This is a genomic window from Actinomadura rugatobispora (assembly GCF_055379765.1).
Genome location: NZ_AP029191.1, coordinates 2377959 through 2398912 on the forward strand (window position 1 = coordinate 2377959; position 20954 = coordinate 2398912).

The 20954-nt window shown below is 73.7% G+C and carries 18 protein-coding genes; 5 read left to right on the forward strand and 13 right to left on the reverse strand.

Annotated elements, in window-relative coordinates:
* Nucleotides 1-9 precede the first annotated feature (9 nt).
* The gene (locus ACZ466_RS10040) at nt 10-729 is read left to right on the forward strand and encodes an oxygen-binding di-iron domain-containing protein (RefSeq protein WP_378290119.1); all 720 of its coding nucleotides are present in this window, start codon (nt 10-12) and stop codon (nt 727-729) included.
* A gap of 12 nt (nt 730-741) precedes the next feature.
* Here the strand turns inward: ACZ466_RS10040 and ACZ466_RS10045 are convergent, their stop codons facing one another.
* From ACZ466_RS10045 to ACZ466_RS10100, 12 genes are all read right to left on the reverse strand, one after another.
* A complete protein-coding gene (locus ACZ466_RS10045; RefSeq protein ID WP_378290121.1) occupies nt 742-1800 on the reverse strand; it encodes a hypothetical protein in 1059 nt (352 codons plus the stop codon).
* Nucleotides 1734-2120 (reverse strand): SPFH domain-containing protein, encoded by a 387-nt coding sequence (locus tag ACZ466_RS10050; RefSeq protein WP_378290123.1) that lies wholly within the window; start codon nt 2118-2120, stop codon nt 1734-1736. Before ACZ466_RS10050 ends, ACZ466_RS10045 begins: the two co-directional genes overlap by 67 nt.
* A gap of 292 nt (nt 2121-2412) precedes the next feature.
* Complete coding sequence (locus tag ACZ466_RS10055) at nt 2413-4107, reverse strand: MFS transporter (RefSeq protein WP_378290125.1); 1695 nt, start codon at nt 4105-4107, stop codon at nt 2413-2415.
* Nucleotides 4097-5350: an FAD-dependent oxidoreductase gene (locus tag ACZ466_RS10060; RefSeq protein ID WP_378290127.1), complete on the reverse strand. Its 1254-nt coding sequence runs from the start codon at nt 5348-5350 to the stop codon at nt 4097-4099. Before ACZ466_RS10060 ends, ACZ466_RS10055 begins: the two co-directional genes overlap by 11 nt.
* On the reverse strand, nt 5343-7028 hold the full coding sequence (locus tag ACZ466_RS10065; protein ID WP_378290129.1) for a prenyltransferase/squalene oxidase repeat-containing protein: 1686 nt from the start codon (nt 7026-7028) through the stop codon (nt 5343-5345). The genes ACZ466_RS10060 and ACZ466_RS10065 overlap by 8 nt, the downstream gene beginning before the upstream one ends.
* A complete protein-coding gene (locus ACZ466_RS10070; protein ID WP_378290131.1) occupies nt 7025-7429 on the reverse strand; it encodes a hypothetical protein in 405 nt (134 codons plus the stop codon). The genes ACZ466_RS10065 and ACZ466_RS10070 overlap by 4 nt, the downstream gene beginning before the upstream one ends.
* Nucleotides 7426-8655, reverse strand: coding sequence for a radical SAM protein (locus tag ACZ466_RS10075; protein WP_378290133.1), 1230 nt, complete (start codon nt 8653-8655; stop codon nt 7426-7428). The genes ACZ466_RS10070 and ACZ466_RS10075 overlap by 4 nt, the downstream gene beginning before the upstream one ends.
* Entirely contained in the window at nt 8652-9452 is an 801-nt protein-coding gene (locus ACZ466_RS10080) for an ABC transporter permease (RefSeq protein ID WP_378290135.1), read from the reverse strand. Before ACZ466_RS10080 ends, ACZ466_RS10075 begins: the two co-directional genes overlap by 4 nt.
* Nucleotides 9449-10084 carry an ABC transporter ATP-binding protein gene (locus ACZ466_RS10085; protein WP_378290137.1) on the reverse strand — a complete coding sequence of 212 codons (636 nt, stop codon included), beginning with the start codon at nt 10082-10084 and terminating at the stop codon, nt 9449-9451. Before ACZ466_RS10085 ends, ACZ466_RS10080 begins: the two co-directional genes overlap by 4 nt.
* Before the next feature lie 11 nt (nt 10085-10095).
* Nucleotides 10096-12663 (reverse strand): UbiA family prenyltransferase, encoded by a 2568-nt coding sequence (locus tag ACZ466_RS10090; protein WP_378290140.1) that lies wholly within the window; start codon nt 12661-12663, stop codon nt 10096-10098.
* Nucleotides 12664-12667: 4 nt separating this feature from the next.
* Nucleotides 12668-13657: a polyprenyl synthetase family protein gene (locus ACZ466_RS10095; protein ID WP_378290142.1), complete on the reverse strand. Its 990-nt coding sequence runs from the start codon at nt 13655-13657 to the stop codon at nt 12668-12670.
* Nucleotides 13658-13924: 267 nt separating this feature from the next.
* Nucleotides 13925-14596: a hypothetical protein gene (locus ACZ466_RS10100; RefSeq protein ID WP_464043264.1), complete on the reverse strand. Its 672-nt coding sequence runs from the start codon at nt 14594-14596 to the stop codon at nt 13925-13927.
* Here ACZ466_RS10100 and ACZ466_RS10105 point away from each other — a divergent pair.
* From ACZ466_RS10105 to ispG, 4 genes are read left to right on the forward strand one after another with little or no spacing between them, the layout of a single operon-like run.
* Complete coding sequence (locus tag ACZ466_RS10105) at nt 14595-15221, forward strand: cytochrome P450 (protein ID WP_464043266.1); 627 nt, start codon at nt 14595-14597, stop codon at nt 15219-15221. The two genes, ACZ466_RS10100 and ACZ466_RS10105, sit on opposite strands and share 2 nt — an antisense overlap.
* Nucleotides 15218-16174, forward strand: a complete 957-nt coding sequence (locus tag ACZ466_RS10110) for a 4-hydroxy-3-methylbut-2-enyl diphosphate reductase (protein ID WP_378290146.1) — start codon at nt 15218-15220, stop codon at nt 16172-16174. The genes ACZ466_RS10105 and ACZ466_RS10110 overlap by 4 nt, the downstream gene beginning before the upstream one ends.
* Nucleotides 16171-17952 (forward strand): 1-deoxy-D-xylulose-5-phosphate synthase, encoded by a 1782-nt coding sequence (locus tag ACZ466_RS10115; protein WP_378290148.1) that lies wholly within the window; start codon nt 16171-16173, stop codon nt 17950-17952. The genes ACZ466_RS10110 and ACZ466_RS10115 overlap by 4 nt, the downstream gene beginning before the upstream one ends.
* The gene (gene ispG / locus ACZ466_RS10120) at nt 17949-19124 is read left to right on the forward strand and encodes a flavodoxin-dependent (E)-4-hydroxy-3-methylbut-2-enyl-diphosphate synthase (protein ID WP_464043269.1); all 1176 of its coding nucleotides are present in this window, start codon (nt 17949-17951) and stop codon (nt 19122-19124) included. Before ACZ466_RS10115 ends, ispG begins: the two co-directional genes overlap by 4 nt.
* 61 nt (nt 19125-19185) lie before the next feature.
* Here ispG and ACZ466_RS10125 read toward each other — a convergent pair whose 3' ends face one another.
* The gene (locus ACZ466_RS10125) at nt 19186-20400 is read right to left on the reverse strand and encodes a LuxR C-terminal-related transcriptional regulator (RefSeq protein WP_378286981.1); all 1215 of its coding nucleotides are present in this window, start codon (nt 20398-20400) and stop codon (nt 19186-19188) included.
* Nucleotides 20401-20954 lie beyond the last annotated feature (554 nt).

Sequence of the window (20954 nt, forward strand, 5' to 3'; positions counted from 1 at the left end):
GAGGCGACCATGTCGACCATCTCCGAAGTCGGTACCGACATCTTCCGGGTCAACCTGGAGCTCGAGCCGGATTTCGACGTCAGCTGCTTCGTCATCCGGGACGAGGCCCCCACGCTCGTCGAGACCGGCTTCCGCAAGGCCTACCAGGACACCTACGACGCCGTCCGGCGGGTGATCGACCCGCGCGGGCTGCGCTACATCGTCGTCCCGCACTGGGAGGGGGACGAGGCGGGCGCCCTGGAGCCCTTCCTCGGGCAGGCGCCGCACGCGCTGCCGGTGGGCAGCCCGATCGGCGCGATGACCACCCTGCCGGAGGTGGGCGACCGCGCACCGCTCGCCCTGGAGGAGGGCGACGAACTGGATCTGGGCGAGCACCGGCTGGTCGCGCTGATCACGCCGTACGTGCCCACCCTGGACGGCATGCTGGCCTACGAGGAGGCGACCGGGACGCTGTTCGCCTCGGACGTCTTCGCGACCCCGACCCTGGGCGGGCGGGCGGTGTCGGACGGCGACGACTCCGACGCCATGATCGGGTTCTACGAGACGGTCGGGGTCTTCCCGTCCAGGGAGCATCTGGACGCCGCCCTCGACAAGATCGAGGCCCTGGAGCCGGACGCGCTCGCCTGCCACCACGGCAGCGTCAAGGGCGGCCGGGCACGGCCGTACCTGCGCACCATGCGCGAGCAGGACGTGACCGGTGTGACCTCCTGGAATCCGATGCGCGAATAGCGGCGGCCCGCCTCACCTCTCGATGAGGGCGAGGAGGCGCCGTGCCCTTTCCGCTCCGGCGGCCTCGCGGAGAGCATCCTCCAGACACATCTGCTCGATGTCGGCGGCGAAGACGAAGAAGTCGCCGGGCACCGGGAGGTGACGGGTCCAGTCGAGGGCGTTGAGGCGCCGGGCCGCCCGGCTCATCAGGGCGCCCACGCGGTCGTCGTCGAGCGGGGTCTGGTCGAGCAGCCCGGCGAGTTCGTGCAGCCTGGGGTGGCGGTCCTCGTCCAGGTCGATCTCGTGGGCGGTCAAGTCGGTCAGCATCTCCGCGATCCCGGCGTCGCCGTCCTCCTCCGGGAAGAGCGCGAGGGGCGGGAGCACGCTGAACTGGCCGGGCATGTACTGCAGCCAGAGGCAGGCGGGCCGGACCGGCGGCGACGCGGCGGCCACGGCGGCGGGCAGCGCCTCGGCGAAGAGATCGAGGAAGGCCCGCTCGGCGTCGTCCGGTGTGAGGTCCGGAGGCCAGGCCCGGTAGATGGTCATGGCGTCCTGGGTCAGCCTGGCGATCTCACCGTGCTCGTCGTAGTGGACGAGGACCCGCGCGAAGGGCCGCAGCCGCTCCGGGCTTTCGCCGTGCTCGTCCTCGATGCGGACCAGCCGCCCGTCCTCGTGGACGTAGCGCGTCCGGCCGTATCCGCCCTTCGCCTGGTACGCGGTCTCGGCCAGCACGCCGTTCTCGTAGGAGAAGGTCTGGTGGCGGATCGGGTTCTTCTGCGGCGTGTAGTCGTAGAGGGCCAGTTCCAGGACGCGGCCTCCGTCGTCCAGGACGCGGAAGGATTCGTAGAACTGGCCCTCGAACTCCACCGCCTGCCGTTCCGCCCAGGCGCGGCCTTCCCCGTCCAGGCCGTACATGTAGTGGGCCTCGGCGGCGTCGTCGACCGGCATCCCTGCCCGGAAGCGGTTGCGGAGTCCGTAGAGGGGCTCGGTCTCGAAGGCCGCGTCCGAGTAGGGGACCCACTCGGTCACGTGCGCCTCGGCCGCCGCCTTCCGTTCGGAGTATTCACCCACGAGCCACGACATGTCGGCCATGCCCGTCCTCCTCCTGTTCGCCGGCCTCCGATCATGGCGTACGGGGACGCGGGTCGAGGACGATCTGCGTGCCCGGTTCCGCGGCGGCCCGCAGGGTGCCCTGCCACGGCGGGCAGCAGCCCGGACGACAGCCGTTCCCGGTCGGCGACCAGGTCGTCCAGCGCGGCGCCCGCCACGGCGTCCCACATCGCCTCCTGCACGGCCGCGTACAGCATGTCGCGGGCGGAGGCGGCGGCGGTCGTGAACGTGATCGGGTCGCCGACCGCCCAGGTGACCGTGGTGCTGACGCGCTCCCGCTCCATGACCGTCACCTGTGCCATCGCGCCTACCTCCGGTTCGCCGGGCAAGCGGGCCTCTCCGGCCGCAGGGGCACGGCGGGGGCGTTCCCGGACGCGTCGCCACGTACCGGGAGCCCGCAGGGCCGTGCGCCCCGGCCGGTGGCCGGAGAGGACCGCCCGGCAGGAGTCGAACCCAAATCAACCGCGTCTCGGCCCAGGCGGACCGAACGGGCGCGCCGACACGCAGGACGCCTTCCGGCGATGCCCGGGGCGCTGCCCGGCCGCCGCCCGCACCCTCTCCGGTAGGGGGCCGGGTACGCGCCGCGCGACCGGTTCACCGGCTGGGCGGGCCCGTGCTCACCGGTATGCGGTGGGGCCCGGTGGTGATGGTGGTGACGTCCATCGGGGACGGCAGGACGAGCGTGGTGATCGAGATCGGGTGGTGGCAGTTCGGGCAGCTGTGCAGCGGCGGTAGCGGCGCCGGCGCCGTGGAGGGCGGCTCAGAGGAGGGCGGCTCCGAGGGCGGGGCCGCCGGCACCGGTGGCGGTGCGGCCGCCACGATCTTGTCGGGCACCGTCTCGCACGGGTCCTGGTGCGTGTGGGTGTGGGCGGTGTGCTCTCGGGGGGCGGTGCGTCCGGGGAGGAACATCGCCAGCAGGGCCCCGACCAGGGCCAGGCCCGTCATCAGCCACACCGTTTCGTGGAACGGCACGGCCGTGGCCGCCCCCTCGGACGACGACCGGAACTGGTAGAACGCGGCGAATCCGGCCACACCCAGGGACCCGCCGAGACGCTGGACGACGTTGAACAGCGTGCTGACGTCGGCGACCTCGGTCCGGGGCAGCCGCCCGAGCGTCCCCATGATGATCGGCTGCAGCGTCAGGCCGAGCGCGATCCCGCGCCCGGCCAGCAGCAGCGCGATCGTCCACGCCGGGGTGCCGGGGGTGACCAGGAGCAGCAGCGCGGAGGTGGCGGCCAGGACGAGCATGCCGCCGCCGACCGTGGCGCGGAACCCGAGGGAGCCGACGAGCTTCTCGCCCAGCCCGGTGCACAGCCCCATCACGATGCCCTGGGGCAGCAGCACCAGGCCGGTGGCGATGGCGGAACGGCCCTGCACCTCCATCATGAAGATCGGGATGAGGAACAGCACGGCGAACAGCACCAGCGAGGCGACCACGGACACCGCCACCGGGATCGCGCCGGCCAGGCTCTTGACCAGGCCCAGCGACAGCGCGGGGCGGCGCAGCGGCAGCTGCCACCAGATGTAGGCGGCCAGCAGGTCGACGCCGACCAGGGCGACGGCCCAGCCGAGCCGGGCGTCGGTCGGGATGATCGAGGAGCTGAGCACGACCCCGGTGGCGCCGGCGGCCAGCAGCAGCATGCCGACCGTGTCGAGGGGGCGGCGGTCCGCCCGGGGGACGGGCCGGTCGCGCGGCAGTTTCAGGCAGGAGAGCAGGCCGGCGATCACCAGCGGCACGTTCACCAGGAAGATCCACCGCCAGCTCGCGGCCTCGACCAGGATCCCGCCGGCGCTGGGGCCGAGGGCGGGGGCCAGGAAGAAGCACAGGCCCGCGGCCATGGGCGGCCGGGCCCGCTCGCCGCCGCCCGAGCCGCCGGACCCGCCGGCCGAGCCGCCTGCGAACAGCAGCGCCAGCGCGAGCGGGATCATCGGCGCGCTCGCCACGCCCTGCGCCGCGCGCAGCGCGATCAGCGCCTCGATGGTCGGCGCGAACGCGCACGCGGCCGAGGCCGCGCCGAAGGCGGCCAGCGCGACCATGTAGACGCGGCGGTTGCCGAAGCGGTCGGCCAGCCAGGCGGTGGCGGGCAGGAACGCGCCGATGCCGAGCAGGTACGCGCCGACGATCCAGCCGACGGTGGAGACCGTGCTGTCCATCTCGCGGACGATGCCGGGGATGGCGACGTTGACGGCGTTGGAGTCGATCATCGAGATGAACGGCCCGCACGCCAGCCCGACCAGGACCAGGGGGTGCAGCGCGCCGGGCGGGACGGAGCGTCGTTCAGAAGTCAACGGACACCTCCGGGAGGACGTGGGAGCGCCTGTCCCTGATCAGCCCGAGCTGGATGAAGCGGTCGCGCGTGGTGAAGCGGCGCACGCCCAGGCCGGACATGTTGTAGGTGATGATGTGCTGCAGCCTGTGGTTGTGCCGGTTGCGGCGGAGCATGCGGCGGGCGACGACGCGTCCCTTCCAGGAGGTGTCGGTGAACAGGCCGGCCAGGTTGTGGGAGAGCCGCGCGACGTAGTCGACGCGGGGGCGCCGGGTGGCGTCGTAGCGGGCGAGGGCGGGATCGACGGTCCCGGGGGTGAGGGCGTCCAAGGAGGCGAGGTGCTCGCCGAGGGCCCAGGCGTCCGCGATCGCCGCGTTCATGCCCTGGCCCGCCATCGGGTGGACGCAGTGCGCGGCGTCGCCGAGCAGCGCCAGCCCGGGACGGGTCCAGTGCGGCGCGTTGAACCGCCAGGCCGCCATCACGCGGGCGTCGGCGGCGCTGTCGATCAGGGGGTCGGCCAGGGGTGCGAGCGCGGGAACGGCGTCGGCCATACGGCGGGTCCAGGCGGTGAGCCCGTCCCGGCCGCCGATCGCGCGGCGCTCCTCAGGGTCGATCTGGGCGTAGAGCCTGGCCCGGCCGCCGGGCATCGCGAACAGCAGCCGCAGCCCGGCGTCGGTGAGGTGGGCGACGATGTCGGTGCCGAGCCCGGGTGCGGCGAAGTCGTAGCCGACGAGCTGGTGGCCGTAGGTGTGGCGGGACGCGTCGATCCCGGCCTGGGCGCGCAGCCGCGAGGAGTGCCCGTCGCACGCGGCGACGAGCGGAGCCCGCAGTTCCTCGCCGCTGGCCAGGCGCACACCGGCGACCCGGCCGGCGGGGTCGAACACCAGCTCTTCTACGCGCGTGCCGTACGAGACGGGGACATCAATCGAAAGTGCTCGCTGTATAGAGGCGTAGTAGTGCACCAGGCAGTGGTTGAAGTTCCCTGGAAGCGGCCGGTAGTCGAGGGAGGCGATCTCGTCGTCGTCGGCCGTGCGGCAGCACAGCCTGTGCGCGGCGATCGCCCCCTGGCGGCGCAGGCCGTCCAGCACGTCCAGCGATTCGAGGATCTGCAACGACCGCGGCTGGATCAGCTCCCCCTTGTGGACGTCACGCGCGCCCGGCTGCTTGTCCAGGACGACCACGCGCCGCCCCTGGCGGAGCAGGGTCCGGGCCAGGGCGAGGCCCGCGACACCCGCTCCGCAGATGATCGCGTCGTGGTCAGCCACCGTCGCCCCCGTCCAGGGCAGAGGCGTAGAGGGCCAGGGCCTGGAGGGCGTAGGCGTTGGCGAAGTGGTCGCACCAGTAGGTCAGGTCAAGGAAATAGACGCCGACCATGGCGGGCTCCCACAGGCCGTCGTCCCGCTGGTGCCGCAGCAGCCAGGCGATGCCGCGCGCGGTGGCGGGGTCGTCGGCGTCACCGGCCCCGATCAGGCCGATGAGGGCCCACGCGGTCTCCTCCACGGTGGCGGCCCCGCCGCGCCCGTCACCCCAGCCGCCGTCGGGGTGCTGGTGGGCGAGCAGCCAGTTCCGTGCACGCACCCCCGTGGGCGTACGGGACAGCCCGAGCCGTGACAGCGCCTCCAGTACGCGGGCCGTCCCAGTGGTGTAGTCGCGGAACCACGGCGTGGCGAACGAGCCGTCGCCGCGCTGCGCACGCGCGAACCACCGCACCGCCCTGGCGGTCGCCCCGGACGTGCCGTCCCCCGCCCCGGCCCGCCACAGCGCGAGCACCGCGTGCGCGGTCATCACGGCGCAGGGGGCGTCCATGGACACGCGCGCGTTCCGTGTGAAGCACCCCCAGGAGCCGTCGCGGTTCTGCATGCGCAGCAGCCAGGCGACGCCGCGGCGCAGCGACGGGTCGCCCTTGCCCGCCCCCAGCCCGGCGAGCGAAGCGACCGCGCCCGAGGTGTCGTCGGTGTCCGGCCAGCCCGACGGCATGGACCAGCCCCAGCCGCCGGGCGGGCAGCCGGTCGGGGCGAACGCGGAGGACCGCTGCGCGGCCCTGATCCACGGCTCGATCCGCCGCAGCCGCTCGTCGCCGTCGAGGCCCGCGTCGAACATCGCCTGGACGAGGTAGACGCTGACGGAGAACTCGATGTCGCGGTCGATCGGCCACGAGCCGTCCGGGCGGACGGTGCCGCGCAGGTAGTCCAGGTACGGCACCGGCCGCAGCCCCGCGCGGTGGTAGCCGAACGCGACGATCGACGCCATCAGCGGCGACTCCTCGACGCCGCCCGACGGGCCCTCGTACCGCCGGATGTCGTCGAGGTAGGCCAGCGCGCGCGGCTCGGCGAACCGGTTGACCAGCCGCCGCACCGAGCCGAACTCCCGGGTGCGGCCCTGCATGACGCCCCAGGCGGCCAGGCCGGGGACGGTGAACGACAGCTTGTTGCGCAGCCAGGCCGGGGCGAGCAGCAGCTCGTACGGCATCCGCCCCAGCCGCTCCTCCGGGTACAGGCCCGCCTCGGCCAGGTACTGCTGGCAGACCGCCTTGAGCGTGCAGCGTTCGCGGTCGCCGACGGCGTCCATGCCGCCGAACGCATCGATGCGCAGCAGGCCCCGCGCCACGGCGTCGTCCGCGCGGCGCCCCTCGACGACGCGCAGCGCGGCCACGGCGATCGCGGTCGCGTTGAGCGTGGACGGCCCGCCCGGAGCGTCGCCCCAGCCGCCGTCGGGCTCCTGCGCCGACCGCAGCCAGCGCGCCCCCGCCGTCACCAGGTCGGGCGACTCCCCGGCGGCGTGCAGCGCGATGACGGCCGAGCCGGTGGACACCGCCGACGAGGGCAGCACGCCCTGCCAGGAGCCGTCCGGGCGCTGGAGCGCGAACACCCCGTCCAGCGCCGCCGCCAGCGCGTCCCGGACCCGCGCGGGGGCCGGGGCCGTCCCGGTGATCTCGGCGGTCACGGCGCCTCTCCCCGGGCGCGGGCCTTCTTGTGGACGTTGAACATCCCCCGCATGAGCAGCAGCTTGTTCAGCTCGGGCGCCTTGCGGATGTCCAGCAGCCCGCCCACGATCGCCTCCCGGCCGCCCAGCTCGCCGCTGGTCAGCCGGTGCAGGGTGAGCGGCTCGGCGCGGATGACGACGTCGGCGTCCTCGTAGGGCACCCCGCCCTCGTCCACGCGCCGGTCGTCGCCGCTCACCCGCATCGTGTACGGCTCGGGGAACTCGAACAGGACGATCAGCGACCCGCCCTCCAGGCGCCGGGCGAGGGTGTCGTTGCCGCGCCCGGCGGCGACGATCTCGCGCAGCTCGGCGACCACGTCGGCCGCCGTCATCGACTCGGGGGAGGTGGGGGAAACGGTCATGACGCGCTCCGGGTCCGGTGGGTGGCGAGCGAGAGTCCTTCGACGACGCGCGGCGCGGCCGCGGCCGGGGCGGTGCCGGGGATCGTGCCCGGGACGGTGACGAGCTTGCGGCGGCGGCCCTCCGGCTCGGGCAGCGCGGCGAGCAGCTCCTCCGGGTCGCCGTGGTAGGTCGGGTCGAGGGCGTCGGCGCGGCCGGTGTGGATCACCGAGCGGGCCAGGCAGCCCAGGTCCTCGCCGCGCGCCCGGCGCATCAGCGGCGCCTGCCAGATGTCGGTGATGCTCTGCTCCCGCAGGTCACCGATCTCGGTGTGCACGAACGGGCACGGGTACACCGTCCCGTTCGGCTGGACGCTCACCATGAACCGCCCGACCTTGCAGCCGACCGACTTCTCGAACCCGACCGCGTGCCCGGCGTGGTGCAGCTCGTCGTCGGGCGCGTTCAGCTCGATGCCCTGCGGGCAGGCCAGCTTCTCCTGGAGCGGGACGCTGATGCCGAGCGGCGCGCCGATGTCGTGCAGCCGCCGCAGCGTCGACAGGAACAGCTCCTTGCCGGCGATGTCGGCGCGGCGGTCCTCGGCGCCGCCCGCGGCCCGCCCGACCATGAAGATCGGCAGCAGGATCAGCTCCTCGACGCCCTCGTCGATCGCCCAGCGGAACAGGTCGGGGATGGCCGGGTAGCTGTCCTCGGTGACCACGATCCGCACGCTGGTGCGCAGCCCGCGCCGGATCGCGTGCCGGATGGTGCCCTTGGCGCCGGCCAGCGAGCCGGGGACGCCGCGCACCGCGTCGTGCACGGCGTCGTCCTTACTGTCGATGGAGACGCCGATCATCTCCAGCCCGCCCTCGACCAGGCGGTCGATCTTGTTGTTCCGGACGTTGAGGCCGTTGGTGAGGAGCGCGGTGTAGATGCCGAGGTCGGTGGAGTGGTCGACGAGCTCGTAGATGTCCCTGCGGGTGAGCGGCTCGCCGCCGAGGAAGGTGACGAACATCGTGCCGCTGTCGGCGAAGTCGTCCAGCACCGCCTTGGCCTGCGCGGTGTCCAGTTCGTCGGGATCGCGCTTGCGGGCGTCGGCGAAGCAGTAGTAGCACTTCAGGTTGCAGGCCCGGGTGACGATCCACCAGGCGGACGGCGGCGCGGCCAGCGCGCCGGCCGACGCCCGGTCCATGTAGTTCTCCAGCCAGGACGTTCCGGTCGTACCCGTGGCTGCCGCGGTGGCGGCGTTCATGGGCGTTCCCCTCTCTTCCAGACGCGGGTGCGCAGGTTCCAGACGGCGAAGACGAGGCCGAAGACGACGGCCACGTACACCAGGCCCTGTCCGAACTGGAGCGCCAGATCGCCCGTCCGGGTGAACGCGCCCGCCTTCATCGCGTCGATCGCGGGCGTGTAGGGCATGTACTCCTCGGCGGAGGAGTCGCCGCGGCCGAGCGCCATCTGCACCCCGGCGATGGCGACGACCAGCATGAACGCTTCGAACTCGCGGGGCACGACCAGCCCGACCAGCGTGCCGATGGCCACCCCGATCAGCCCGACCAGCAGGAACGCGCCGGTCACGATCAGCACCGACTGGAGGTTCACCAGCGGCACGAAGATCGCCATGAACACGGCGGTGGACAGCGCGGTGATGAGCAGCAGCACCAGCAGCCGGGCCGACAGCAGCTGCCCCGCGCGGTAGCCGGCCAGCCGCAGCCGCCGCATCACGCCCATGCTGGAGCGCACGGTGGTGAGCGCGGCGAACGAGCTGGTCACGCTGGTGCCGAGCACGGCCAGGTAGATGGCGCGCAGGTCGCGGTCCAGGACGTTGACGGTCTGGTGGCCGTCGCCGGTCCAGACCTGGTCGGGCACCCGGGCGTCGCCGGCCGTGGTCAGATAGCTGACCAGGAAGTACGACGCGGGCATGAAGATCATGAACAGCACCGAGGGCCAGCGGCGGGCCAGCTCGACCACGAACATCCGGGTCACGGTGAGCGTGCCGTTCATGCGCTGCGCGGCCGGGGCCGGCTCGGCGGCGGAGGTGACCGTCACGACGCCCTCCCTTCGGCGAGGGTGCCCTCGGCGAGCTGGAGCATGGTCGTGAAGCGGTGCTTCTCGGTGTGCATGTGGCTGACCACCACGACCGAGCCGCCCTCCTGGCAGTACCGCTCGGCGTAGGCCCAGAAGATCTGGTACGTCTCGTAGTCGAAGCCCTGGTACGGCTCGTCCAGGACGAGCACGTCGGGCTGGTGCAGCAGCGCGACGATCAGGTTGATCTTCTGCCGGCTGCCGCCGGACATCCGGTCGACCCGGGTGCGCGCGTACTTCTCGCAGCGGAAGGTCTCCATGAGCCGCTCCGAGCGCCAGGCCGTCTCGCGGGCGCTCAGGCCGTAGCCGGCGCCGAACATCGTGAAGTGCTCGCGCGCGGTGAGGCTGTCGGCCAGCAGCGGCTCCTGCGGGCAGTAGCCCATCCGGCCGTGCAGCGCGACCGTCCCGGCGTCCGGCTTCAGCAGCCCGACCAGGCACTTGAGCAGGGTGGACTTGCCGGCCCCGTTCTCGCCCTCGATGCCGACGAGGGCGCCGCGCGGGACGGTGAATCCGACGTTCTCGAAGATCCGGCGGCGGCCGTAGCGCTTGGCCAGCCCGCGCACCTCGATGGTGGTAGGGTGCGTAATCTGGGGCATTGTCTGGATCGTCACCTTTCACTCCTCAGTGCGGTGCCCTCCCCGCCGGCGGCGCTCTCGGCGAGCGTGCGGGCGGCCTCCAGGACGGACCGGTCGTCGGCCCCCGGTGAACGCTTGACATGGGCCAGCAGCGCGGCCAGCTCGTCCTCGCTGGGGCTGAGCCCGTGGTCGGACAGGACCTGGCGCAGCGCCGTACGGCCCGAGTGCTTGCCGAAGACGAAGCGGCGGCGGCGGCCGGTGAGCTCGGGCGGGTAGGGCTCGTAACTGCTCGAGTCTCGCACGAGCCCGTCGACGTGCAGGCCGCTTTCGTGGGTGAAGGCGTGCCCGCCCACCACCGGACGGGTCGGCGGCACCCGCTCCCCCACCAGCGCGGCCACATGGTGCGCCAGCGGGGTCAGCGCGGTCAGGTCGAGCCCGGTCGGATGCCCGTAGGCGGTCTCCAGCGCCAGCACGACCTCCTCCAGCGGCGCGTTCCCGGCCCGCTCCCCGATGCCCAGCACCGAGCACTGCACGGCGGACGCGCCCGCCAGCAGCCCGGCCAGCGAGTTCGCGGTCGCCAGGCCCAGATCGTTGTGGCAGTGCATCGCGATCGGCAGCGACGTGCGCGCGGCCACCTCGCGGACCAGCCGCGCGATCCGCCACGGCGTGGCCACCCCGGCGGTGTCGGCGACGCCGACCGCGTCCGCGCCCGCGTCGGCCGCCGCGGTGAAGATCTCCACCAGGTAGCCGGGGTCGGTGCGGGTGGCGTCCTCGGCGGCGAACACCACCTGCCGTCCCGACTCCTTGGCGTGCACGACCGCGCCGCGCACCCGGGCGAGCAGCCGCTCGGGGGTGGTGCGCAGCTTGGCCCGCACGTGGGCGTCGGAGGTCCCGGCGAACAGCGCGATGCTGTCGGCGCCGGACCGCACGGCGGCGTCGATGTCGGCCCGCACCGGGCGCGCGATGACCTGGATCGTCGCGTCCAGCCCGAGTCCGGCGACGGCGCGCACCGCCTCGGCCTCCTCCGGCGACACCGACGGGTAGCCGACCTCGATCAGCGGCACGCCCAGCGCGTCCAGGCGGCGGGCGAGCTCCACCTTCTCCGCGACGCCGAACGCGATGCCGGGCATCTGCTCGCCGTCGCGCAGGGTGGTGTCGCTGATGACGACCCGCGGCGGCAGGCTCTCCTCGTCCTCCTGGACGGGCTGGGAACGCTCGGTGACGGAGAACCGCGCGACCGGGGCGTCGGCCTTCGCGTTGCGGCGGAACTCGTTGAAGACCTGGTTGAGGCGGATCATGTCGCGGGGCGAGGCGTTCATGTCGATGGCGCCCGCGATGTAGGCGTGCCTCGGGCTGGTACGGGCCAGCAGGAAGATGTCGCGGAAGACGTGGCTCGCGGTCGAGATCGACACGGTCGCGGCACCGTCGGCCGCCCCGGAGTCGCCGGGCTCGACCAGGCGGATGCGGCCCCCCGCGACGGCCAGCTCCACCCTCAGGTCCAGGTCGGTGATCTCGATGACGATCCGCCGGTCCCAGCGCCGCAGCGAGCTGAGGGTGTCCGGGAGCGCGGCCAGCTGCCGGCGCACGTAGTCGACCACGGCGTCCGCGCCGACCGCCGGGGCGTCGCCGTCCCGCGCGGTCTCCGCCTCCGCCGCGGACGCGGCGAACTCGTACCGCAGCCGCATCCGCCGCTGCGCCGCCCACGTCACCGCGAGCGCCGCCGCCGTGACCGGCAGCGCCAGCCGCGGCCCGCCGCCCAGCGCGACGAACGCCCCGGCCAGCACGATCCGCTCCAGCACGAGGATCTCGTGGGCGCGCAGCGCGGCCCGCCGCGGGATCGGACGGGGCGAGCGCGCCAGCAGCACCAGCGCGGCCAGCCCGCCGCACGCCGCCGCCGTGAGCAGCGCGGCGAACGCCGCGGCGCCCGGTGCCGACGGCAGCACCAGCGGCGCCGACACCGCCAGCGCCAGCCACGCCGCGTACAGCGCCGCGCAGACCCCGAGCGCGAAGCCCGTGCCGCGCCGCACCGGGAGCGTCTCGTACCCGCCCTCGCGGTCGCCGTCCACGTCCCGCAGCGTCCCGACGAGGTTGGAGCCCGCGTCGTGCAGCAGGAACAGGACCGCCGCCCACAGCACCGCCGCCCCCGGCTCGGCCGTCGCGGCGAGCGCTCCGAACCCCAGGGCCAGCGCGGTGATCCCGCCGCGGACCAGGTTGCCCTGGACGCCGCGCGCCTTGAACACGGTGCTGTAGGCGATGCCCGCCGCCAGCGCGCCGCCCGCCAGCAGCACGGTGCGCCAGTTCAGCAGCAGGCCGAGTGCCGCGCCCGCCGCCACGCACGCGATCATGCAGGCCAGCGCGGTGCCGGGGCGCATCCGGCCCGACGGGATCGGGCGGTGCGGCTTGGCCGCCGCGTCCAGCCGGCGGTCGAAGTAGTCGCCGCCGTACAGCCCCGCCAGCCAGCCCAGCGTCGGCACCGCCCACGCGCCCGCCAGCCGCCAGCCGGAGGCGTGCGGCGCGGCCAGCACCGCCCCGGCCAGGCCGACCAGACCCGGGTAGAACAGGGTGTACGGCCGCCAGGTCTCCAGATGCGCCCTGATCATCGGGTCACCGGTCCCTGGTCACCGCGAGCCGGGCGACGTGCGCGAGCCGGTCCGCGCTCGGGCTGGGCGGCAGCACCGCCAGCTGCTCGCGGGCGCGCGCCGAGTGCCACCGGGCGCGTCCCCGCGAGGACTCCAGCGCCCCGGTCCGCTCCAGCACGCCGTGCACGGCGGCGAACGCGGCGTCCTCGCCGAGCGTGTCGTCCTGGACGCCGCGCAGGACGTCCTCCAGCGTGCGGCGGTCGGCGTCCGAGCCGGTCTCGTAGGCCAGGATCACCGGCAGCGTCAGCCGCCGGTTGCGGATGTCGCTGACCGCGGACTTGCCGGTCGCCTCGGGCGTGCTGTCGTAGGCGAGCAGGTCGTCGTGGATCTGGAACGCGGCGCCGAGGTGGTCGCCGTAGGCCCCGAGCACCCGCACCGCCTCGGCCGACCCGCCGCCCAGGATCGCGCCGCTCTGGCACGCGGCCCGGAAGAACGCGGCGGTCTTGAGCCGGATCATCTCCAGGTAGGTCTCGGTGTCGCAGCTCAGGTCGCCGCACACCTCGGCCTCCAGCGACTGGCCGTGGCACATGTCGTAGCCGGCCTGCGCCACCACCCGCAGCGCGGACACGATCCGGTCGTCGCCGACCCCGGTGGCGCGGCAGTCGGACAGGCAGCGGAACAGGAAGAAGATCAGCGCGTCGCCCGCGATGATCGCGTTGTCGCGGCCGTGCTCGCGGTGCACGGCGGGACGGCCGCGCCGGGTGTCGTCGCCGTCGATGATGTCGTCGTGGACGAGGCTGGCCACGTGCCCGCACTCGGTGCCGACCGCGGCCGGCAGCACGTCGGCGGCCCGGCCCCCGGCCGCCACCGCCGACTCCAGCAGCAGGATCGGCCGCAGCAGCTTGCCGCCCGGCGCCATCGCGTACCGGCAGATGGCGTCAAGCAGCCGGTCCCCGCCCGCCCAGCACAACTCGAATTCCGAATTCAGCAGCGTCAGGTATTCCTGCGGGAGCACGCCTTCTCCGGGAACTGCGCGCGCCCCGTCCGGCACGGACGACGGATCGGCGGTCTTTCCGGCGTGTGACTGCACGCGGAACCACCCCTTTCGACGATCGGAAACTGGTCGCGCGGGGCCCCAGTCCACTCTGGGTCGCTCCGAAAGTAGGCGGAAGTGCTGGTCGGACGCACTGGCAACCCCCAGCTAGCAAGGTTCAGCCAGCAGGATCCAGCCGACAGGAACATGCCGACCATTGCCTGCCATCCCCCTCGCGGCCGCTCCTTCCTACGATGCGTTCTCATTCCCATCCACGAGGAGGAACGCCGTATGGCCGCCAAGCCGAGCGCCTGCCCGGTGGCGCATGATTTCCCCTTCGCCAAGACCGATCCGATGACGATGCCGGCGGAATTCGCGGAGCTGCGGGAGCGCGAGCCGGTGGCCCGGGTCCGGCTGCCCAGCGGCGACCTGGCCTGGCTGGTCACCCGGTACGCCGACACCAAGGCGGTGCTGTCGGACTGGCGGTTCAGCCGCGACACCGCCCGCCCGGACGCGGCCCGGATGAACACCGCGATCGGGTTCGGCAACCACGGCAACCCGTTCGCCGACCCGCCGGACCACACCCGCTGGCGGCGGCTGGTCGCGCGGGCGTTCACCGCGCGCCGGGTGGAGCGGATGCGGCCCGGCATCCAGGCGATCGTGGACCGGCTGGTCGGCGCGATGATCGACCGGGGGCCGGACGCCGACCTGATGGAGGCGCTGGCCTACCCGCTGCCGATCACCGTGCTGTGCGACATGCTCGGCGTGCCCGTGGCCGACCAGGTGCGCTTCCGCGGCTGGATCGACGACATGCTGAACGCCGCGTTCACCTCCGAGCGGCGGATGGAGGCCGCGGCCGCGCTGATCGACTACGCCAAGGCCCTGGCGGACGCCAAGCGCCGGGACCCCCGCCGACGACATGCTGAGCGCGCTGGTCGCGGTCCGGGACGAGGACGACGGCCGGCTCGACGACGACGAGCTGTTCGTGACCGTCATGACGCTGCTGGTCGCCGGGTACAAGACGACGGCGGCGCAGATCGGCAAGGGGCTGCTCACGCTGTTCCGGCACCCGGCCGAGCTGGCCGCCGCGCGGGCGCACCGCGACGAGGCGAGGCTGCGCCGGGTGTCGGAGGAGCTGCTGCGCTTCACCCCGCCGGGCGCCGGCTACGGCATCGCCCGGTACGCGGTCGAGGACGTGGAGGTCGGCGGAGTGCTGATCCCGGCGGGCTCGACCGTCTTCGTCGCCCGCCATTCGGGGAACCGCGACGAGGCGCACTTCCCGGACGCGGAGCGGTTCGACATCGGCCGCGGCACGGCGAACCAGCACCTGACGTTCGGCGCCGGGCCCGCGTTCTGCGTGGGCGCGCCGGTCGCGCGGATGGAGCTGGAGCTGGCGTTCGACGCGCTGCTGCACCGGCTGCCGGGGCTGGCGCTCGCCGTGCCCGAGGCGGAGGTCCCGTGGAACAGCGACACCGCGGCGCAGGCGCCCGAGCGGGTCCTCATCACCTGGGACGGCGCCGCCGCCCGCCTGCGGAGCGCGCCGTGAAGAGGGTCGTCCTGGCCGAGCCGCGCGGGTTCTGCGCGGGCGTGCGGCGCGCGATCCGGATGGTGGAGCGCGCCCTGGAGATCCACGGCCCGCCGGTGTACGTGCGCAAGGAGATCGTCCACAACCGGCATGTCATCGGCGAGCTGGAGCGCCGCGGCGCGGTCTTCACCGACACCGAGGACCTGGTGCCCGAGGGCGCGGTCTGCGTGTTCTCCGCGCACGGGGTCTCCCCCGCCGTGCGGGACAACGCGGCGCGGCGCGGGCTGCGGGTGCTGGACGCGACCTGCCCGCTGGTGTCGAAGGTGCACCAGGAGGCGCGCCGGTTCGACCGCGACGGCCGCACCATCCTGCTGATCGGCCACTCCGGGCACGAGGAGGTCGAGGGCACCCAGGGCGAGGCGCCGGACCGCACGATCGTCGTCGAGTCCCCGGAGGACGCCCGCGCCCTCGACCTGGACGCGGACGCCGACGTCGCCTACCTCACCCAGACCACGCTGTCGATCGACGACACCGCGGAGATCGTCGGCACCCTGCGGGAGCGGTTCGCGCGGCTGCGCGGCCCCGGCTCCGACGACATCTGCTACGCCAGCCAGAACCGGCAGACGGCGGTGAAGGCGCTGGCCGCCCGCACCGGCCTGGTGCTGGTGGTCGGCTCCCCCAACTCCAGCAACTCGCTGCGCATGGTCGAGGTGGCGCGCGCCGCCGGGACGCCGGGCCACCTGGTCCCGTCGGCCGCCGACCTGGACGGGGCGTGGCTGGACGGCGTCGAGGCGGTCGGCGTCAGCGCCGGGGCGAGCACCCCGGAGATCCTCGTGGACGAACTGGTGGACCGGCTGGCGGGGCTCGGCTACACGGGGCTGGAGATCGAGCGGACCGCCACCGAGGACGTCGTGTTCGCCCTGCCGGGCGGCCTCGGCGGGACGAGCGGAGACGACGGGAGGGCCCTCACATGACACCCGAGACGATCACCGGCCCGGAGGATCTGCGCGGCCTGCCGCCCGACGAGCTGCGGTCGCTGGCCGCGGGGATCCGCCGCTTCCTCGTCGACCGGGTGTCCCGGACCGGCGGGCATCTGGGCCCGAACCTCGGGGTGGTGGAGCTGACGCTGGCGCTGCACCGGGTGTTCGCGTCGCCCCGGGACCGGATCCTGTGGGACACCGGCCACCAGGCGTACGTCCACAAGATCGTCACGGGGCGGGCCGGCGGGTTCGGCGGGCTGCGGCAGCCCGGCGGGCTCTCCGGCTACCCGTCCCGGGAGGAGTCCGAGCACGACCTGATCGAGAACTCGCACGCCTCCACCGCCCTGTCCATCGCCGACGGGCTCGCCCGCGCCCGGCGGATCGCCGGGGACCGCGACGGCGGCGCCGTGGTCGCGGTGGTCGGGGACGGCGCCCTCACCGGCGGCGTGGCCTGGGAGGCGCTCAACAACATCGGCGGAGACCCGGACGCGGACGTGGTCGTCGTCCTGAACGACAACGGCCGCTCGTACGCGCCCACGGTCGGCGGCCTCGCCCGCCACCTCGCCGAACTGCGCGCCGGGAGTGCCGGCGCGTCCATCTTCGAGGAACTGGGCCTCGCTTACATCGGCCCGGTGGACGGGCACGACATCCCCGCCCTGGAGCAGGCGCTGCGGGAGGCGCGGGCGATGGGCGGCCCGGTCGTCGTCCACGCGGTGACCGTGAAGGGCGCGGGCTACGTCCTGGCGGAGAACGACGACCTGGACCGCTTCCACGCCGTGCGCCCGATGGCCTCGGGCACCGGCCCCGCCCAGGAGACCTGGACGGACGTTTTCGGAGCGGAGCTGGCCAGGCTCGGCGGCGAGCGCTCGGACCTCGTCGCGATCACGGCGGCGATGCTGGAGCCGACCGGCCTGTCCGCGTTCGCCGCCGCGCACCCGGACCGCACGCTCGACGTGGGCATCGCCGAGCAGCACGCCGCCGCGTCCGCGGCCGGGCTGGCGCTGGGCGGGCTGCACCCGGTCGTGGCGGTGTACGCGACGTTCCTGAACCGGGCGTTCGACCAGCTCATGATGGACGTGGCGCTGCACCGGCTGCCGGTGACGTTCGTCCTGGACCGCGCCGGGATCACCGGCGACGACGGGCCCAGCCACAACGGCATGTGGGACCTGTCGATCCTGCGGGTGGTGCCGGGGCTGCGGGTCGCGGCGCCGCGCGACGGCCGCCGGCTGCGCGAGCTGCTGGCCGAGGCCGTGGACGTCGACGACGGGCCGACCGCGGTCCGCTTCCCCAAGGGCGCCGTCGCGGCGGACGTGGCGGCCGTCCGTTCCCACGGCGCGGTCGACGTCCTCCGCGAGAGCACCGCGCCCGGCGGCGACGCCGCGCTGATCGTCGCCGCCGGGGCGATGGCCGGGCCGTGCATGGAGGCGGCGGAACTGCTGGAGGCGCGCGGCGTCGCGTCCACGGTGGTGGATCCGCGCTGGGTCGCACCGCTGGACCCCGCCCTCGCCGAACTCGCCGCCGCGCACGCGACGGTCACGGTCGTCGAGGACAACGGCGAGGCGGGCGGCGTGGGCGACGCGGTGGCCGCGCTGCTGCGCGAGGCCGGGGTGCGCGTCCCGGTCACCGCGCTGGCCGTCCCGCAACGGTTCATCGGGCACGGCAAGCGCCCGCGCATCCTGGAGGACTGCGGCCTGACCGGCCCGCGCATCGCCGCCGCCGTCGAGTCCGCCGCCCCGCTCACCGCTCTCACCACGTCTGGAGGACGAACATGACCGTCGCACTCGGAATACCGCCGATCGGCCGCCCCGGGGAACCGCCGCCGCCCGTGGCCGCGCGCCGTGCGTCCCGGCGGATCATGGTGGGGGATGTGCCGGTGGGCGGGGACGCGCCGGTGTCGGTGCAGTCGATGACGACGACGCTGACGGCGGATGTGAACGCGACGTTGCAGCAGATCGCGGAGTTGACGGCGTCGGGGTGCCAGATCGTGCGGGTGGCGGTGCCGTCGCAGGATGACGCGGAGGCGTTGCCGGTGATCGCGCGCAAGTCGCCGATTCCGGTGATCGCCGATATTCATTTCCAGCCGAAGTACGTGTTCGCGGCGATCGATGCCGGGTGTGCGGCGGTGCGGGTGAATCCGGGGAACATCAAGAAGTTCGACGACCGGGTGGGGGAGATCGCGCGGGCGGCCTCGGAGGCGGGGGTGCCGATCCGGATCGGGGTCAACGCGGGGTCGCTGGACAAGCGGCTGTTGGAGAAGCACGGGCGGGCGACTCCGGAGGCGTTGGTGGAGTCGGCGTTGTGGGAGTGCTCGCTGTTCGAGGAGCACGGGTTCCGGGACATCAAGATCTCGGTGAAGCACAACGATCCGGTGGTGATGATCGAGGCGTACCGGCAGCTGGCGGCGGCGTGCGATTATCCGCTGCACTTGGGGGTGACGGAGGCGGGTCCGGCGTTCCAGGGGACGATCAAGTCGGCGGTGGCGTTCGGTGCGCTGCTGTCGCAGGGGATCGGGGACACCATCCGGGTGTCGCTGTCGGCTCCTCCGGTGGAGGAGGTCAAGGTCGGCACCCAGATCCTGGAGTCGCTGGGGCTGCGGCAGCGCGGCCTGGAGATCGTCTCGTGCCCGTCCTGCGGACGCGCCCAGGTCGACGTCTACCGGCTGGCCAACGAGGTGCAGGCCGGGCTGGACGGCCTCGACCTGCCGCTGCGCGTGGCCGTGATGGGCTGCGTGGTGAACGGCCCCGGCGAGGCGCGCGAGGCCGACCTCGGCGTCGCCTCCGGCAACGGCAAGGGCCAGATCTTCGTGAAGGGGCAGGTCATCAAGACCGTCCCCGAGGCCCAGATCGTCGAAACGCTCATCGAGAAGGCCCTCGAACTGGCCGAGGAGATGGGCTACGACCTCGACTCCCTGGACACCGAGGCACTGGAGTCCATCGCCTCCTGACCTCCACCCGGAATCGGGCGGCCGGAGAATCCCTCCGGCCGCCCGCTCTCGTGTGGAGCGTTCAGTCGACGGCGCCGGCGACCGCGCCGTCCCGCAGGACCCAGCTCGCCACGTTGACGCGCGAGGTGCAGTCGAGCTTGCGCATGACGTTCCGCACGTGGTTGACGGCCGTCCACTCGGCGATGCCCAGCCGCCCGGCGATCTGGCGGTTGGTCAGCCCCTGCGCGACCAGCATCGCCACCTCCTGCTCGCGCGGGGTCAGCGGCTGCGTCCGGGAGCGCGCGGGCTCCGCCCCGGCCGCCGCGCGCGGCGCCGGGACGTGCGGTGACCGGCCGAGGTCGCGGGTGAACGACCGGACGACGTTCAGCACCCGGAACCGCGGCTCGCCGCCCCGCGACGGCAGCGGGACCAGCAGGTTCTTGTCCACCAGCGTCTCGATGAGCTCGGGCGCCAGATCGGTGTCGTCCATCGGCGAGAACGCTCCCTCGCGGACCGCCAGCGCGCGGAAGACCGCCTGCTCCTGCCCAGTGAGCCGGTCGTAGCTCCAGCCGATCGCCGCGCGCATGCTCGCGTGGTGCGACAGGGTGGGGCCGCCGTACAGGACGTCCTGCCCGGCGCGCAGCCGGTCCAGCAGCTCGGCCGGGCGGAACAGCTTCAACCGTGCCGCGGCGAACTCGATCGCCAGCGGCAGGTCGTCCAGCAGCTCGCACAGCCCGGTCACCTGGGCGCGGACGCCGCCGTCCAGCGAGAAGCCGGGGCGGACCGCGACGGCGCGCTGCCGGAACAGCTCCAGCGCGGCGACGCGGGCCAGGGGCGGGACGCGCAGCACCCGCTCCCCGTACAGGTGCAGCGGCTCGCGGCTCACCAGCAGCACCCGGGTCTCGGGCCGGTCGGCCAGCAGCCTCGGGAGCCCGGCCGCCAGCGCCTCGGTGAAGTGCTCCCCCTGGTCCAGGACGATCAGCCGGTCGCGTTCGCCGGGCCGTGCCGCCAGCGCGTCGAGGACGTCGGCGGCCCGGTCGTATCCGGCCAGGTCGTGGAGTTCGGGCGGGCCGCCCAGGTCGTCGGCCAGGGCCAGCGCGAGCCGGGTCTTGCCCACCCCGGCGGGCCCGGTCATGGTCAGCAGCCGGACGGAGGGATCGGCGAGCTGCTCGCGCAGGAGGCCCAGCTCGGCGTCGCGGCCGACGATCGGCGTGAAGGCGGTCGCGTCGGTTCCGGGCCCCCGCGCGCGGGTGGGTCTCCTGGTCGGCAGGCGGGAGTGGACATGACCTGACGCCATCGTGGTGCCCCCTGGCAATTGGATATCCATTGAGATGACGGAAAGAACAAGAATGTTCATTCCCATTTCGGACCGCGTTCCCGGCCGGCCTCCGGGGAGAGGCGGAAGGGCTCGCGTCCGCCACCGCGGGCACGGCGGCGGACGATGGTCATGCCACGGCCGGATCCGGCCGTTTCCGTAGTGCGGGACGGCATTGCGGGGACTGGTCGCTTGGACGCACCGCGCTCCCAGCCGGATCTATCCCGGAAGCCAGGAAACCCTTACTCCCCCCGGGGGGCCGGACGCCCGCCCCTCCCGGCCCATGACGGCGACTTCTGAAATGGCACCCGGCCGCCACAAAAAGGCACCGCTAAAAACGCGGATTCATTACCGGAGTCGATCACCTTTGGACACGGGGCGAGAATATTTGACGGCAACGGTCCGCGGCGGCACGGCCTTGCCCCCGGGCCCGACGACCGCGACGGCGGGCTGCCCTCAACCGGCAGGGGGCCTCAGACGGCAGCCCCGGGCGCCGCGAACTCCAGCCCGCCTTGCCTATACGAGTGATCGCTCGT

What these genes read in the sequence shown, in the direction of transcription:
- ACZ466_RS10040 (WP_378290119.1), top strand. Translation starts at nt 10, where the DNA reads ATGTCGACCATCTCCGAAGTCGGTACCGACATCTTCCGGGTCAACCTG.
- ACZ466_RS10045 (WP_378290121.1), bottom strand. Translation starts at nt 1,800, where the DNA reads ATGGCCGACATGTCGTGGCTCGTGGGTGAATACTCCGAACGGAAGGCG.
- ACZ466_RS10050 (WP_378290123.1), bottom strand. Translation starts at nt 2,120, where the DNA reads ATGGCACAGGTGACGGTCATGGAGCGGGAGCGCGTCAGCACCACGGTC.
- ACZ466_RS10070 (WP_378290131.1), bottom strand. Translation starts at nt 7,429, where the DNA reads ATGACCGTTTCCCCCACCTCCCCCGAGTCGATGACGGCGGCCGACGTG.
- ACZ466_RS10075 (WP_378290133.1), bottom strand. Translation starts at nt 8,655, where the DNA reads ATGAACGCCGCCACCGCGGCAGCCACGGGTACGACCGGAACGTCCTGG.
- ACZ466_RS10085 (WP_378290137.1), bottom strand. Translation starts at nt 10,084, where the DNA reads ATGCCCCAGATTACGCACCCTACCACCATCGAGGTGCGCGGGCTGGCC.
- ACZ466_RS10090 (WP_378290140.1), bottom strand. Translation starts at nt 12,663, where the DNA reads ATGATCAGGGCGCATCTGGAGACCTGGCGGCCGTACACCCTGTTCTAC.
- ACZ466_RS10105 (WP_464043266.1), top strand. Translation starts at nt 14,595, where the DNA reads ATGCTGAGCGCGCTGGTCGCGGTCCGGGACGAGGACGACGGCCGGCTC.
- ACZ466_RS10100 (WP_464043264.1), bottom strand. Translation starts at nt 14,596, where the DNA reads ATGTCGTCGGCGGGGGTCCCGGCGCTTGGCGTCCGCCAGGGCCTTGGC.
- ACZ466_RS10115 (WP_378290148.1), top strand. Translation starts at nt 16,171, where the DNA reads ATGACACCCGAGACGATCACCGGCCCGGAGGATCTGCGCGGCCTGCCG.
- ispG (WP_464043269.1), top strand. Translation starts at nt 17,949, where the DNA reads ATGACCGTCGCACTCGGAATACCGCCGATCGGCCGCCCCGGGGAACCG.
- ACZ466_RS10125 (WP_378286981.1), bottom strand. Translation starts at nt 20,400, where the DNA reads ATGGCGTCAGGTCATGTCCACTCCCGCCTGCCGACCAGGAGACCCACC.